At 64.1% G+C, this 15,528-nt stretch carries 11 protein-coding genes; 5 read left to right on the top strand and 6 right to left on the bottom strand.

Translation table 11 applies throughout. The features are described from left to right. Positions 1–37 precede the first annotated feature (37 nt). On the bottom strand, positions 38–1,534 hold the full coding sequence (sufB, locus tag GWG67_RS24580) for a Fe-S cluster assembly protein SufB (RefSeq protein ID WP_247499343.1): 1,497 nt from the start codon (positions 1,532–1,534) through the stop codon (positions 38–40). Positions 1,535–1,650: 116 nt separating this feature from the next. Next, positions 1,651–2,790, bottom strand: coding sequence for a cysteine desulfurase family protein (locus tag GWG67_RS24575; RefSeq protein ID WP_275171927.1), 1,140 nt, complete (start codon positions 2,788–2,790; stop codon positions 1,651–1,653). A 341-nt stretch (positions 2,791–3,131) separates the two neighbouring features. Here GWG67_RS24575 and GWG67_RS24570 point away from each other — a divergent pair, with 341 nt between their 5' ends. Further along, positions 3,132–3,779 (top strand): alpha/beta hydrolase, encoded by a 648-nt coding sequence (locus GWG67_RS24570; RefSeq protein ID WP_007591562.1) that lies wholly within the window; start codon positions 3,132–3,134, stop codon positions 3,777–3,779. Between the two features lie 10 nt (positions 3,780–3,789). On the opposite strand, the gene GWG67_RS24565 is transcribed toward GWG67_RS24570, so the two are convergent. From GWG67_RS24565 to GWG67_RS24555, 3 genes are all read right to left on the bottom strand, one after another. Continuing rightward, the gene (locus GWG67_RS24565) at positions 3,790–4,113 is read right to left on the bottom strand and encodes a multidrug efflux SMR transporter (RefSeq protein WP_275171926.1); all 324 of its coding nucleotides are present in this window, start codon (positions 4,111–4,113) and stop codon (positions 3,790–3,792) included. A 10-nt stretch (positions 4,114–4,123) separates the two neighbouring features. Continuing rightward, positions 4,124–4,801, bottom strand: coding sequence for a glutathione S-transferase family protein (locus tag GWG67_RS24560; RefSeq protein WP_275171925.1), 678 nt, complete (start codon positions 4,799–4,801; stop codon positions 4,124–4,126). A gap of 107 nt (positions 4,802–4,908) precedes the next feature. Next, positions 4,909–6,012 (bottom strand): anhydro-N-acetylmuramic acid kinase, encoded by a 1,104-nt coding sequence (locus GWG67_RS24555; protein ID WP_275171924.1) that lies wholly within the window; start codon positions 6,010–6,012, stop codon positions 4,909–4,911. Positions 6,013–6,176: 164 nt separating this feature from the next. On the opposite strand from GWG67_RS24555, the gene tyrS reads away from it, so the two are divergent. From tyrS to GWG67_RS24535, 4 genes are all read left to right on the top strand, one after another. Next, complete coding sequence (tyrS, locus tag GWG67_RS24550; protein WP_275171923.1) at positions 6,177–7,430, top strand: tyrosine--tRNA ligase; 1,254 nt, start codon at positions 6,177–6,179, stop codon at positions 7,428–7,430. Positions 7,431–7,487: 57 nt separating this feature from the next. Then, the gene (locus GWG67_RS24545; RefSeq protein ID WP_275171922.1) at positions 7,488–8,759 is read left to right on the top strand and encodes an MFS transporter; all 1,272 of its coding nucleotides are present in this window, start codon (positions 7,488–7,490) and stop codon (positions 8,757–8,759) included. 219 nt (positions 8,760–8,978) lie between these two features. After that, on the top strand, positions 8,979–9,383 hold the full coding sequence (locus tag GWG67_RS24540) for a DoxX family protein (protein ID WP_275171921.1): 405 nt from the start codon (positions 8,979–8,981) through the stop codon (positions 9,381–9,383). A 396-nt stretch (positions 9,384–9,779) separates the two neighbouring features. Further along, a complete protein-coding gene (locus GWG67_RS24535; RefSeq protein ID WP_275171920.1) occupies positions 9,780–11,474 on the top strand; it encodes a methyl-accepting chemotaxis protein in 1,695 nt (564 codons plus the stop codon). Between the two features lie 131 nt (positions 11,475–11,605). Here the strand turns inward: GWG67_RS24535 and GWG67_RS24530 are convergent, their stop codons facing one another. Next, positions 11,606–15,403, bottom strand: coding sequence for a DUF3971 domain-containing protein (locus GWG67_RS24530; RefSeq protein WP_275172015.1), 3,798 nt, complete (start codon positions 15,401–15,403; stop codon positions 11,606–11,608). Between the last annotated feature and the right edge of the window lie 125 nt (positions 15,404–15,528).

Below are 15,528 nucleotides of genomic sequence, written 5' to 3'. Positions count from 1 at the left end.
TGCATGGGGCGCGCGATGCGCGCCGCGAGGATCGGCGCTAGCCGACCGATCCTTCGAGCGAGATCGAGATCAGCTTCTGCGCTTCCACCGCGAATTCCATCGGCAGTTGCTGCAGCACGTCCTTGACGAAGCCGTTGACGACGAGGCCGACCGCCTCCTCCTGCGTGAGACCGCGCTGGATGCAGTAGAACAGCACGTCCTCGGAGATCTTCGACGTGGTGGCCTCGTGCTCGAACGTCGCCGACGAGTTCTTGGCTTCGATGTACGGCACGGTGTGCGCGCCGCATTTGTCGCCGATCAACAGCGAATCGCAGGCGGTGAAGTTGCGCGCGCCGGTCGCCTTGCGATGCGCCGTGACGAGCCCGCGATAGGTGTTCTGCGACCTGCCGGCGGCGATGCCCTTGGAGATGATGCGGCTCGACGTGTTCTTGCCGAGATGGATCATCTTGGTGCCGCTGTCGACCTGCTGATAGCCGTTCGAGATCGCGATCGAATAAAACTCGCCACGCGAATTGTCGCCCCGCAGAATGCAGCTGGGATACTTCCAGGTGATCGCCGAACCGGTCTCGACCTGGGTCCAGGAGATCTTGGAATTGTTGCCGCGGCAATCGCCACGCTTGGTGACGAAATTGTAGATGCCGCCCTTGCCTTCCGAATTGCCCGGGTACCAGTTCTGCACCGTCGAATATTTGATCTCGGCGTCGTCGTGCGTGACAAGCTCGACGACGGCCGCGTGCAGCTGGTTCTCGTCGCGCTGCGGCGCGGTACAGCCCTCGAGATAGGAGACGTAGGAGCCCTTGTCCGCGATGATCAGCGTGCGCTCGAACTGACCGGTGTTGCGCTCGTTGATACGGAAGTACGTCGACAGCTCCATCGGGCAGCGCACGCCCGGAGGCACGTAGACGAACGAGCCGTCCGAAAACACCGCCGAGTTCAGCGTCGCATAGAAATTGTCCGACGTCGGCACCACCGAGCCCAGATATTTCTGAACCAGCTCGGGATGTTCGCGGATCGCTTCCGAGATCGGCATGAAGATCACGCCGGCCTTCTTCAGCTCCGCCTTGAAGGTGGTCGCAACGGAGACCGAATCGAACACGGCGTCGACCGCGATCTTGCGACGCGCGGGATCCTCCTCGCCGGGCTTCGGCTCGACGCCTTCGAGCATGGCGACTTCCCGCAAGGGGATGCCGAGCTTCTCGTAGGTCTTGAGGATTTCGGGATCGATCTCGTCGAGCGAGGTGATCGTCTTTTTCGGCTTCGGGGCCGAATAGTAATAGAGGTCCTGGAAGTCGATCTTGGGATAGTCGACGCGGGCCCAGGTCGGCTCGGTCATCGTCAGCCAGCGCCGATAGGCTTCGAGCCGCCACTGGAGCATCCAGGCGGGTTCGTTCTTCTTCTCGGAGATGAACTTTACGGTCTCTTCCGACAGCCCCTTGGGGGCCTTGTCGGACTCGATCAGGGTCTCAAACCCATAACGATACTGATCGACGTCGATGCGCTTCACGCGCTCGACCGTCTCTTGCACGGCTGGCATTCTATCCTCCGCTCGCGGTTTCAAGGACCGCGGTGGATCATCAAACTCGGACGACTATTACGATGTTTCTTGGCGGGACGCACGCGCTTAGAACCGTTCAAGCCGTGTTTCATCGCTTATCCCTTAAGTAGGGTATTACCGAGCTTTCGCCAAGCCTCTAACGCCCTGTTGATGTCATCCGGCTCCGTGGACCAGCCCAGACTGAGACGCACCGCTCCCTGGGCGACGGTGGGATCATACCCCATTGCCGACAACACGTGGGACGGCTGGACTTTGCCCGAGGAACAGGCAGAGCCCGAGGACACTGCGACACCTTCGAGGTCGAAACCGATCACGGCGGTCTCGGCCTTCAAGCCAGGGGCCGTGAAAAGAACGGTATTAGGCAACCGCTCAACGTTGTCTGAGAAGACCGTTGCGCCGGCCATGGAGCGAATGCCGTTTTCCAAGCGATCTCTTAGACTTGCCATCCTCTCCGTATCCTCCGGCAAAGCCTGAAGCGCGACCCGCACCGCAGCCCCGAAGCCGGCGATGCCGGCGACATTCTCGGTTCCCGCGCGCCGGTTCATCTCCTGCCCGCCACCCCGCAGCAACGGCTCAAGTCCGGCCACGCCCTCGGCCACAACCAGCGCGCCGATCCCCTTGGGGCCGCCGATCTTGTGCGCAGAAAAGGTCGCAAGGTCTGCGCCGATAGCTTTGATATCGAAAGGGATTTTTCCAAGCGCCTGGATTGCATCGACGTGCAGGAGGCCGCCGGCCCCGTGAACGATTCCCGCGGCCTCGGCGATAGGCTGCAGCGCGCCCGTCTCGTTGTTGGCCGCCATGACGGAGACCAGCACCGGCGGGCCATCGCTGAGCAGCGCCTTCAAATGCTCGAGGTCGATCACGCCGGAGCGCGTGACCCTGATATGACCGATCTTATCGGCCGGGAACCGGCCGCCTGCCAGCACCGAAGCATGCTCGACGACCGAGACCAGAAGCCGGTCGACAGGTCCGCCAGACGGGCCCCGAAGGTCCGGCGACAGCGCCAGCGCGTTGGCTTCGGTTCCGGTGGAGGTGAAGACGACGTTCCGCGGCAGCGCGCCTACGGCTTCGGCAAGCGTGGACCGGGCTCCCTCGACGAGCCGCCGTGCCTCCCGCCCCTCGGCATGAACCGAGGACGGATTGCCGATCAACTCGTAGGCTGCGAGCATTGCGCTTCGCGCCTCGGGGCGAAGCGGCGTGGTCGCGTTCCAGTCGAGATAAACACGGCTCGGCATGACGTATTATATTACCATTTGGTCAGGCTGCTTCGCCCGCTGGTACCCGACATGGGCCCGCAGGGAGCACTTGGCAATCTCGATTCCCAATCGCCATCGCGCGATGACGGCCATGACACGCTAACGTCTTGAGCCGATTGCGGGATGTTCAAGATGCTTGCTTTTTGACCCTCGCCTCATGTTAGAACGCGCGCGTCAGTTCGCCGCGCGCCGCTCGCGCATCATCCGAGGGCGCCGCTCCACCCTTCCATTCGCGGCTTGATCGGCCTAGCAGCCGATGAAATCCGCACAATCGGTTGATTGTTGAAGAACGTCTTCAAGGGATCAATCAAGAGATCATCATGCCTGAAGTTATTTTCACCGGCCCCGCCGGCCGTCTCGAAGGCCGCTACCATCCGGCCAAGCAGAAGAACGCGCCGATCGCGATGGTTCTCCATCCGCATCCGCAGTTCCACGGCACGATGAATCATCAGATCATCTACCAGTGCTACTATGCGTTCGCGCATCGCGGCTTCTCGGTGCTGCGATTCAATTTCCGCGGCGTCGGCCGCAGCCAGGGTTCGTTCGACCACGGCACCGGCGAATTGTCGGACGCGGCCGCGGCACTCGACTGGGCGCAGACCATCAATCCCGAAGCGCGCGCCTGCTGGGTTGCCGGCTTCTCCTTCGGCGCCTGGATCGGCATGCAGTTGCTGATGCGCCGCCCGGAGGTCGAGGGCTTCATCTCGATCGCGCCGCCCGCCAACCTCTACGACTTCTCGTTCCTCGCGCCCTGCCCGTCCTCGGGCCTGATCGTGCATGGCGAGAAGGACGCGGTGGTGCCGCCCAAGGACGTCAACACACTGGTCGAGAAGCTGAAGACCCAGAAGGGCATCGTGATCGACCAGCAGGTCATCCCCGGCGCCAACCATTTCTTCGACGCCAAGCTCGAGCCGCTGATGGAAACCATCACCGCCTATCTCGACATGCGCCTCGCCAACGTGCGCTAAGGGGCACCGCTCAAGCCAGCTTGAGCGCGACGATTCCCATCAAGACGAGCGCGATGCCCGCAAGTTTCATCGCGCTCAGGGCCTCGCCGAACAGCGCGACGCCCATGACGAAGGTGCCGGCGGCGCCGATCCCGGTCCAGACCGAATAGGCGACGCCGACCTCGAGCACCTTCAAGGCACGCCCGAGCAGGACAACGAAGGCTGCGAGCAGCACGAGCGAAACGACGCTCCAGCCAGAGCGCGTGTAGCCCTCCGCATATTTCATCGAGATCGCCCAGCCGACGTCGAGGAGGCCGGCGATCACCAGCATCAGCCAGGCCATGGATTGCGACATCGGCGTGGGCTCAGGCCGCAAGCTTGAGCAGATGTGCGTCGTGGCGCACGAGGAAGGCGCGCAGCAATTGCGAATAGTCCGCGCCCACGGCAGTGCGGACGCTCGGACGCTTCGCCAGCTCGGCGCGCCACGCCCGGACCTTCGGCACATCGCGGAAAATGCCGTGCTCAGTCAGCTCGTCGAACAGATCGAAATAGCGGAAGACGGGAGCGAACACGGCGTCGACCAGACTGAACGCTTCGCCAGCAAAATAAGGACCGGCACCGAGCGCCGCTTCGACCCGCGCAAATTTCGCCACGAGCGCCTGGCGCTTGCTCTCGAACGTCGCCGGATCGGTCGTGGTCTCCAGGCCCCAGAGGTCGCCGAGCACTGCTGAACCGAACTCCATCCAAGCCCGGTGCTCGGCACGCTTCAAGGCATCCGCCGGATGCAGCCTCACCCCGCCTTGCGTCTCCTCGATGTATTCGCAGATCACGTTGCTCTCGAACAAAGCGACCTCGCCCTTCTCGCTCGTCACGACCAGCACCGGCACCTTGCCAAGCGGTGACAGTTTGAGAAACCAGTCGGGCTTGTTGGCGAGATCGATGTCGACCCGCTCGAACGGAACGCCCTTCTCCTTGAGCGCGATCACTGCGCGCTGCACGTATGGACAAAGCTTGTGGCTGATCAGTTTGAGGGAAGCGGTCATGGCAACGATCCCGGCGGTTGTATGCAACTGCATCCAACATAAATGCATTTGCATACACTCGTCAAGTTCAATGCATTTGCATGGATCGGCGCCGATCTATTAAGGCCTCAAGGCCGCGCGATCACCCCGCCCGTCATCGGCATCGGCACGCCCGTGGTAGTGGGATACGACAGCGGCAGTCCCTTCAGGCCGCGCGCGGCGAGGAAGCCGAAGGCCTGCGCCTCGATGGCGTCGGAGGCCCAGCCGACTGTCTCGGCGGCCTCGACCGTGGCGGACCCGACGCGCTCCCGCAGCATCTGGAGCATGGTCCGGTTGCGCGCGCCGCCGCCGCAGACGATCCAGCTCCGCGGCCTGCGAGGCAGCAGCGGGATGATGCGGGCGATCGCCGCCGCGGTGAAGGCGGTGAGAGTCGCGGCGCCGTCGGCCGGCTGCACCTCGCCGAGCTTCAGGGCGGCAAAATCGTTGCGATCGAGCGATTTCGGCGGCGGGCTTGCGAAGAACGGCAGCTCCAGCGCTCGCGCGATCCAGGCTTCGTCCGCCTTGCCAAGGGCTGCGAACTTTCCGTCCGCGTCGAACGCCTGATTCATGGTGCGGTACATGAAATCGTCGAGCAGCGCGTTGCCGGGCCCGGTATCGCAGGCAATCAGCGTGTCGTTGCCGTCGATATAGGTGATGTTGGAGACGCCGCCGATATTGACGACAACGATCGGCCCTTCGCGCTCCAGCGAATGGACGAGCGCCCGGTGGTAAACCGGCACGAATGGCGCGCCCTGCCCGCCGGCCTCGACGTCGGCGGCGCGGAAATCATGCATCACGGGGATATGGATTGCCCTGGCCAGCGCCGGCGCATCGCCGATCTGCACCGTCAGCCGCTTCTCGGGGCGATGCAGCACGGTTTGGCCGTGGAAGCCGACGATGTCGATGTCTTCCGGTTTCATCCGGTTCTGGGCAACGAAAGCGGCCACCGCCTCGGCATGCGCGAGCGTCACCGCGCGTTCGGCCTCGGCCAGAACTCCCGGCCGGGCATCGCGTTGCGACAGCTGCACGGCCTCGCTCAGCGCCTGGCGCAGCAGGTTGCGCTCGGCCGGGCTATAGGGCCGATAGCCGGACGGCCCGAACGCCTTCACCTGCTTTCCGTCGGTTTCGATCAGCGCGACATCCACCCCGTCCAGCGAGGTGCCGCTCATCAAGCCGAGTGCCGTCAACATCATGGATCAGCGTCCTCAAGAGCCCCCTCCGGCATGCCGATCTTGTGCCAGAGGGACACATCTTATAATGCCACAGGCCAAAGTGGCGGGCGGCAACCGAGTTCCCACGGAAGACCCTTAAATTGCTCCCAAAACAGTAAACCAAGAATTGTCAGGCGCGCCGACAAATGACTGCATTCAAATCGGATTTCCTCAATACGCTGCAGGAACGTGGATTCGTCCATCAGTGCTCCGATTTCGAGGGGCTGGACGCACTCGCCGCCAAGGGCGAGGTGACCGGCTATGTCGGTTACGATTGCACCGCTCGCTCGCTGCACATCGGCAATTACCTGACCATGATGATGCTGCACTGGCTGCAGGAGTCCGGCAACAAGCCGATCACCCTGATGGGCGGCGGCACCACCATGGTCGGCGATCCCTCCGGCAAGGACGAGACGCGCGCAATCCGCTCCGTCGCCGAGATCGAGGCCAACAAGGAATCGATCCGAGGCGTGTTCGCAAAAGTGCTGCGCTATGGCGACGGCAAGAGTGACGCCATCATGCTCGACAATGCCGAGTGGCTGACAAAGCTCAACTACATCGAAATGCTGCGCGACGTCGGCCGGCACTTCTCGGTCAACCGCATGCTGACCATGGACTCCGTGCGGCTCCGCCTCGAGCGCGAGCAGGAGATGAGCTTCATCGAGTTCAACTACATGATCTGCCAGGCCTATGACTATGTCGAACTCGCCAGGCGGACCGGCTGCAACTTGCAGATGGGCGGCTCCGACCAGTGGGGCAACATCATCATGGGCGTCGATCTCGGCCGCCGCATGGGCACCCATCAACTGTTTGCGCTGACCACGCCGCTGCTGACCACGGCGTCGGGCGCCAAGATGGGCAAGACCGCGCAAGGCGCGGTCTGGCTCAACGCCGACCAGTTCTCGCCGTATGATTTCTGGCAGTACTGGCGCAACACCGAAGACGCCGACGTCGGCAAATTCCTGAAGCTGTTCACGACGCTGCCAATGAGCGAGATCAGGAAGCTCGAGGCGCTCGGAGGCTCCGAGATCAACGAGGCCAAGAAGGTGCTCGCCACCGAGGCGACCGCGCTCTTGCATGGTCGCGACGCAGCGAACGAGGCGGCCGAGACCGCGCGCCGCACCTTCGAGGAAGGCGCGCTGGCCGAGAGCCTGCCGACCGTGGAAATTCCGCGCGGCGAGTTCGACGCCGGCCTCGGCGTGCTCAACGCCTTCGTCAAGGCGGGTCTCCTTGCCTCCAACGGCGAAGCACGGCGCCAGATCAAGAGTGGCGGCCTGCGCGTCAACGACGAGCCCGTCACCGACGAGAAGATGGCGTTGTCGGCGGCCGACCTGACGCCGGAAGGCGTGGTCAAGCTGTCGTTCGGCAAGAAGAAGCACATCCTGCTCAGGCCTGCATAGGCGTATGAGCTTTTCGCTGCTTGTCAGGGGGCGCTGAAGCGCGCTCCCTGATTGGCAATGGACCAGAACACGCTCGAGGAACAGTCCAAGCAAGCGACCAGGGAAGGCGTCACGGCGACGCCGCAGGGCGTCGTGCGCACCGCGCTCGTGGTGCTCGCGCTCTGCTTCACACTCGCCGTGCTCGGCCGCGGCCTCAGCGAAAGCTTTACCGTCTTCCTGAAGCCGATCTCGGAAAACTTCGGCTGGGATCGCGCCCAGGTGGTCTCGATCTATTCGCTGACCTGGCTCGTCAGCGGACTGATGGCGCCGTTGGTCGGACGCCTGTTCGATCATTCCGGCCCACGCATCGTCTATGCCCTCGGCCTCTTGCTGCTCGGCTCGGCCTTCCTGATCGCAAGCCACGCGCAGTCACTCTGGCAGTTCCAGCTCTCGATCGGACTCTGCGTCGGCATCGGCGTCGCCTTCATCGGCAATGTGCCGAACTCGATCCTGCTGGGCCGCTGGTTCGGCCCGAAGCTGCCGACCGCGATGGCGGTGGTCTACTCGGCCATGGGTGGCGGCGTGCTGGCGCTGCTGCCGGCCTCGCAGCTTTTGATCGATCATCTCGGCTGGCGCGAGACCTACCAGCTGTTCGGCTTCGCTGCGCTCGGCCTCCTGGTGCCGCTCATGCTGCTGCCATGGCGGCTGTTCGCCTCGGGGTCGCCGCGTATCGCCAAGAAGACCGATCCGCATTTCGTCGATCACGGCTGGACCCTTCCGAGCGCGATGCGCCATCACGCCTTTTGGGCGCTGTTCTCGACATTCTTCTTCACCGCCGTCGGCATGTATGCGATCGCCGCACAGATCGTGGCCTATCTGATCGATGCCGGCTTTCCACCGCTGCAGGCCGCCACCGCCTGGGGCTTCTCCGGCGTCGTGCTGGTGTTCGGCATGCTAGGGGTATCAGCGCTCGACGGCCTGATCGGACGCCGGCCATCCGTGCTGCTCAGCTACGCGATCTCGATTCTCGGCATCTTCCTGCTGTGGCTGTTGCAGTACGATCCGAACATCCTCCTGCTCACCGGATTCGTGGTCTGCTTCGGCAGCATGATGGGCTCACGTGGACCGCTGATCACGGCGACCGCAATGAAGATCTTCGGGGGCAAGCGCGTCGGCACCATCTACGGCACCATCTCGATCGGCAGCGGGCTCGGCTCGGCGTTCGGCTCCTGGAGCGGCGGCCTGATCCATGACGCGACGCATGGCTACAACGCGCTGCTCGCCTTCGCGCTTGGGAGCGTGGTGCTCGGGATGATCCCGTTCCTGGTCGTGCCCGCCTTGCGGCGATAGGTCTCCCGCAGGTAACTTGGGCGCATTCGCGTCACCGGGAAATTACGGATGGGCGCGGCGCGAATAGATGCAAAAAATGCGGATCGCACGCGGCTGAAAGTCTCGGCTGCGGTGTTTTGTCCGACATGACAAAAATGTCAGCTCAAATTGAGCTGGGGTGGCTTGCGGCTCGGAACCGAATACGGTCCAAGTCGCGCATTGGATGGAGGGCACAAACCAATGAACTTTCCCTATCTCGTTCGCTTTCAACCCGTTCTCTTGAGCCTGTTTCGCTTTATGACTGGACTCCTGTTGCTCCAGTACGGCATCGCCAAGCTGTTCAAGTTTCCGGTGCTTCCCTACTTCGCAAACATCCCGCCGATCATCTACGCAGCCGGTACGCTTGAGCTCGTGCTTGGCGCGCTGCTGATGATCGGCCTGTTCACCCGCCTCGCGGCGTTCATCCTCTCGGGTGAGATGGCCTTCGCCTATTTCATGGGCCACATGTTCAAGGGCGAGACGCCGGTGTTCCTGCCGCTGCTCAATGGTGGCACCGCGGCGATCCTGTTCTGCTTCGCCTGCCTCTATCTCTCGGCAGCCGGCGGCGGCTCGGTCAGCGCCGATGCGGCGATGGGCAAGGACTAGCGGCACAACCGGCGGCGCGCTCGCGCGGCGCTGAGGCGTCAGCAATTGATTCGTGAATAAAGGGATGGCACCAGTATATTTACGGGTGCCATCTCAGCGCGAGCCCAGCACGTTCCAGACCAGGACGAGGACCGCGACGAGCAGCATCGACATGATGAGGCGATGAACGAATCGGTTCATGTCCGCTCCCATCGCATTCGATCGCGACTAAAGACCCACACAATTTTCTCCGACTTGACGAGCCATGCGCCCACGCGGCGCATTTCCGCATGGATGTCTGCGCATGCAGCTCGCGGACGCCGCTTGCGCGGCAGCCCGTCGCACGCGTCCATTCATGATTGGTAAGAATTTCATGCTACCGACGCGAGCAACAATAACCATTCCGTCGAGGCCGTGATGAAGCTGCTGAGTCACCTCAAGATCCGCACCAAGCTCGCCAGCATGGTCTGTCTCTCGGCGCTCACGGTCACGGCCATCATCGGGGTGTCGTCCGTGCTCAGCAAGAGCCGCATGCTGGAGGACCGCGTCCAGCAGATGCGGACCGCGGTCGATATGCTCCACAACCTCGCCCAATCACTTGAGGAGGAGGTCGGCGCCGGCAAACTGACGCAGGCCGAAGCGAAGGCCCAGTTCCATCTGCGCGGCCGCCGCATGAGCTTCAATGGCGGCCAAGGCTATCCGGTGGTCTACAACGCCGATACGTCCCTCATCGTCAACGGCGCCAACCAGCAGCTCGAAGGCAAGATTACCGGCGCAAAGGACTCCAATGGCGTCCTGATCGCCGACGCTATTATCAAGGCCGGCGCTGAGACCGCACAGGGCGGCGTAACCTCGTATCTCTATCCCCGCCCCGGCCAGACGGAGCCCGTCCGCAAGACCGTGTTCGCGCGCAAATTCGCGCCCTGGAACGCGACGATCAGCTACGGCCTCTATGTCGACGACATCGACGCCGACGTGCGAGCCTTGACGCTGGAATTGGGTGCGATCGGCATCGGCCTGATGCTGCTGATGGCGACACTGTCCTGGCTGATTGCCCGCGACGTGCTCGGCGCGCTCGACCGCCAGAAGAACCGCATGCAGGCCATTTCCGAAGGCGCTATCGACGCGGCGGTCGAGGAGACTGGTCGCGGCGACGAGATCGGCCGCATGGCCGAGACCCTCGAAGTGCTCAGGCAGACCGCGTTGACGGCGCGCAAGCTGGAGGCCGAGCAGGTCGCCACCAAGACCCGCAGCGAACAGGAGAAGCGTGACGCGCTGATCTCGCTCGCCGATCGGTTCGATGCCTCTGTCGGCCAGCTCGTCGGCCTGATGGCCTCGGGCTCCGGCGAGCTGGAGGTCACCGCGAAGTCGATGTCGTCGACCGCGGAAGGCACCAATCGCCGCGCCGCCGTCGTCGGCTCGGCCGCCACGGAAGCCAGCCAGCGCGTGCAGACGGTCGCCGCCGCCGCCGAGGAGCTCTCCTCCTCCATCACCGAGATCAGCCGTCAGGTCGCGCAGTCCGCCGTGGTCACCGGCCGCGCCGTGGACAGCGCACGCCGCACCGACACCATCGTGCGCGCGCTCTCCGATGGCGCCCAGCAGATCGAGCATGTCGCCGAGCTGATCTCCAGCATCGCGGCGCAGACCAATCTGCTCGCGCTCAACGCCACCATCGAGGCCGCACGCGCCGGTGAAGCCGGCCGCGGCTTTGCGGTCGTCGCCTCCGAGGTGAAGTCGCTGGCGAGCCAGACCGCGGAAGCCACCCGCGAGATCGGCGAAAAGATCGCCCAGATCCAGGGCGCGACCAAGGAAGCGGTGGACGCCATCGGCGGCATCACCGCCACGATCGAGGAAGTCAGCCGGATCGCCACCTCGATCGGCGCTGCGATCGAGGAGCAAGGCGCCGCCACCGCCGAGATCGCCCGCAGTGTCTCGCAGACGGCTGAGGCGACCCAGGAAGTCACCACCAATATCGGTGGCGTCAGCACGGCAGCGAACGAGACCGGCAATGCCGCGGGCATGGTGCTCGCCGCGGCCTCGAACCTCTCCAAGCAGGCCGAGCAGCTCTCCGGCGAAGTCGGGACCTTCCTGGCCGGCGTGCGCGCGGCGTAGGCGGCCGGAATGCTCACAATGATCTCGTCATGCCCGGGCTTGTCCCGGGCATCCACGTCCTTGACGCCGCGGGACAAGGCGTGGATGGCCGGGACAAGCCCGGCCATGACGCCGGAGACAGCTGCTCGCCGCTATCGCCGCGCGAGGGTGCAGCCGCTTGATAGCTGACGCGTCGATCCGCTCGAGCCATCGTTCGACTGCGACGGGAATTCCTCGAACGGCGAGTTCTGTTTGCCGGTGTTGAATTCGAAGATCTTGCGGAATAGACCCGGCGCCATCGCCGAAATCGGATTGACGCGCATCACCGGCGCGGCGGGCGTGCCGACGACCTCGTAGGTCACGCCGATCAACCCTTCATTGTTGCCGCCGCCGAGGAAGATACCGAACAGCGGTATCTGGCCGAAGATGTTGTTGACGCCATACATCGGCACGAAGGTGCCGCTCATGCAGACCTGATTGCCGGGAAAGTCGATTGAGCCCTCGATGGTGGCGCCGATCATCGGCCCCTTGACCACGCCGTCGCGGATCGTGAGCGCGCCGTTCTGCCGCGTGAACTCCGCACGCAACGCCGTGAAGGCCACGCCGCTCTGCGCACCGTTGGGAGCGCCCGCCGCGACGCGATCGAGTTGATCCATTCCCTTGACCGAGAAGTCGCGCACATTGATCAGGCCTTCCCGTGTCGTAGGCTCTGACGTCGGCGGCTCCATGGCCACCACCATCTGGCCGCCGTAGACCTTGTTGGTGGTGTCTGTGAAGCGCAGGAAGTTGCCGGCATCGCTGGTCTGGAGATAGATGACCTCGCGGTTGCCCTGGGCGCGGCCGCCGCGCAGGTCGGCGGCCACGGGCGTGTCTTTTCCGATCCTGCCGCTCAGCGTGAAGGCTTTGACCGCACCGTTGCGCCGCGACATCTTGGCTTCGACGCTGCGCATCGCCTCGCCGTTGAAACCCATGACGGCGCCGAGCTTCACGTCCATGTCGAAATCGACGTTCTTCGTCTTGCTCTTGGCGTCGTCCTTGGAATTGCCTGAAATCGCCGATTTCAGGAAGCCGCGGCCGTCGAATACGTCGCCGCGCATCGTGCCCTTGACCACGCCCTCCTGGCTGCGCTCCACCTTCAGCGACGCCTTGTCGCCGTCTGACGGCGCATAGGTCGGGAAGTTCGCGTTCATGAGATCGCCGTTGGCATCGACCTCGAGCGACCCCTTGATCGAGGCGCCGCCGCCTTCGATGACGATCTCCTCCAGACGCGTCGATTGCGCCGTCGGCACCACCTTGAAGCTGGCCTTGCCCGCTCTGCCCGGCAGCTTGACCCAGCCGGGCAGGATGTTGTCGAGCTTGACGGAGGTCAAGTCGGCCTCGATGCCGAGCTTCGTCGTCTGGTCGGGCCCCCCTGCGATCTTGCCCGACAGCTTGATCGGCACCGATCCGCTGACGGCGGGACCCAAGTCAAATCCGAGGCGCGCGCGGCTCGCATCGTCGAGCGTGGTCTGCAATTTGACGTCCGCGTCGCCCTCGGCCGGTTTGCGGTAGTCGAGCGAGGCCGCCTGCCCGTTGATCTTGACGTCGCCCTTGACCTGGTAGCCCTGGTTGCTCGCGACGATCTTGAGGTTGTTGGCCTCCAGCTTCTGGTTCATCACGAGCTTGTCGGCGCCAAAACCGTTGAGATCGGCGGTAACGCTGTAGGTGGTGTCGGCTTTGGTCAGCTCGCCCTTGACCGGCAACCCAAGCTGGACGTTCGCCGAGAACGTCCCCTTGCTCGTATTGGGATCGATGACGGTCGACGACAGATCGCTCAGGCGATCGTTGGAAAGCATTTCGGCGGCCGCAGGCACCGGGCCTTCGACACGGAACCTGGTCCGCGACGGCGACGGCTTGGGCGCCATATCGGGCACCTCGAAGACGAAGTCGGAAATCGTAACCTTGCGGCCTGCTGGCGTATCGGCAATGCCCTGCCCGATATTTACCGTCGCGGTGCGACCGGTCACGCGTGCCTTCAAATCGGCATCGTGCACCACCGGCAAGCCATCCACGGGGCGAACCGTGACACCGCTCGCTACGATATTGACCGACAGGCCGTCGTCGGGAATGGGCGGGCCCTTGCGCGGAAGATTCTTCGTCGGTGAATTAACGCCGATCTCGATGCGCTGGAGCGTTCCACGCTCGATCCGCTCGATCACCCATTCGCGCAACTCGGGAACGACAAGCGTCGGCCACATCCGCTTGAGCGCGGAGGCCGACATCGGCGTTCCCGCAAAACCCAATGTCAGCCGCGGCTCGCCCGAATAGTCGATGGCACCGGTGCCGGCGACGCCGATCTCCCCGTTGGAGATATCAGCCTGCGTCAACAGCAGCCTCTTGTGGTCGGTGTCGAAACGGAAGCCGATCGCAATGCGGTTGAAGACCAGCGGCGGCTCGTTGTCGATGCCGCCGAGCAGGATCGAACCGCCGCTGAAACCCAGCTGCCAGTCATTGACGGTGCCGTTGGGCGGCTCGACATGAGCCAGAAGCGTCAGACGGTTCGCGCCCGAGAGGATCTTGAAGGGAGCGACCAGCACCCGCCGATTGGCGTCCCACTCGACATTGATCTCAGCCGAGTCGATCGCCATCGGATAGTCGGGCGTATCGGTGTCGATGATGTTGCCCGCGCCGACCGCGATCTTGCCGCGAAAGAAGGTCGGCACGCCGTCGCGGCCGAGCTCGCCCTTGAGCTCGCCGGTCAGCGGCAGGTCTGCGGTGTAGGTGAGGTCCTTCACCCGCAGCGCCAGCAGGATGTTGGCGGTCGAGACCTTGTCGGCGCGGATATCGACCGAGCGCACGCCGTTCTCGGCGGGGCCGATCGTGGCACGCAACGACCACGGACGCGCGCCTTCCTCGCCGAGGCTGAGCGCGACGCCGCCACGGCTCGGTCGGCGCAGGCTGAGCGTGATGTTCTCAAACGTCCATTTGCTGCCGCGCTGCTGATCGTCGACGATCAGATTGCCGTTCTTCAGGCCGATCTCGTTGAGGTTCTGGCCGTCGAGGCCGGTCATGCTCAGACTGTCGAGCCAGTCGAGGCCCTGAAGAATGCCGGTCGGGGCCGCGGCCTGGGGCGCGGCTTGCGATGCGTCGGGGGTCGCAGGCTCGGTGGCGAACGGAGGCGGTGGCACACCGTTGCGCGGGAAAGTCGGCGGCAGCCCCGCGTCCTTCTTGGAGGCGACGCCGGTTGCGAGCGGCTTTGCGGTGTCGCCAGCCGACACCGTAACGGTGCCGTCAGGCGCGATCCGGATCGCGAGCTCGGCATCGACGAGGTTGAGGCTTTCTGCGCGCAGATGCCCCATCAGCAGGCCCGCACCCGACAGCTTCACCTCGGCCTTCGGTGCGGTGGCGACAATGACGTGATCGTGGTCGCGCACGACGATATCGCGGATGCGCACGGCAATGCGGATCCGCCCGGCCCGTTCGATCTGCGTGCCGCCGACCTCCACGGTGTTGCCGTGACCGATATTGTCCTCGATCGCGGCGGCGAGCCACGGCGTCGCAATGTCGAGATTGATGGGACCGGCGCCGAGCCGCCACCACAGCGCGCCGAAACAGCCGACGAAGATGACGATCAGGGCACCGACGACCACGGCCACGCGCTTCAGCCAGCGACCGCCGCCCAGCCAGCGGCGCAGCGGCCCAAACCCGTCAGCGAAGCGATGGAAGCCCGAATTGGAACGCGACAGCAGCCGGCGCGCCCGATAGCCCGCCGCCGCTTCCTGATCCGGATCCCAATCGGCGTCGTCCCATTGCTGCGACTCTGTTTGGCTGCCGCGCCGATCCAAATCCCGATTGTAATCCTGGGGCGACGTATTCCTTGCCATTGCCTCTCGATACAGGCGCCCGTCGTGGGATTGAGCGCCGCCGGGGCCGCAGCCGTCGACGGGAAGCGAAGCTTCCCGCGCCGGCATTGCCGCCATACCTCGAATATTCCTTCTGTTCGTCATGTCGCCCCGGGAGCGCGTTCAACGAGCAGTGGGGTGGTGCGTGGAATTCCTTGTAACCAGACTCCGGCGTCGTCAGACTCGCCCTGCCG

Source organism: Bradyrhizobium sp. CSS354, assembly GCF_029051725.1.
In the GTDB taxonomy this organism is placed as follows: domain Bacteria; phylum Pseudomonadota; class Alphaproteobacteria; order Rhizobiales; family Xanthobacteraceae; genus Bradyrhizobium.
This window is presented reverse-complemented; position numbering and strand designations above follow the sequence as displayed.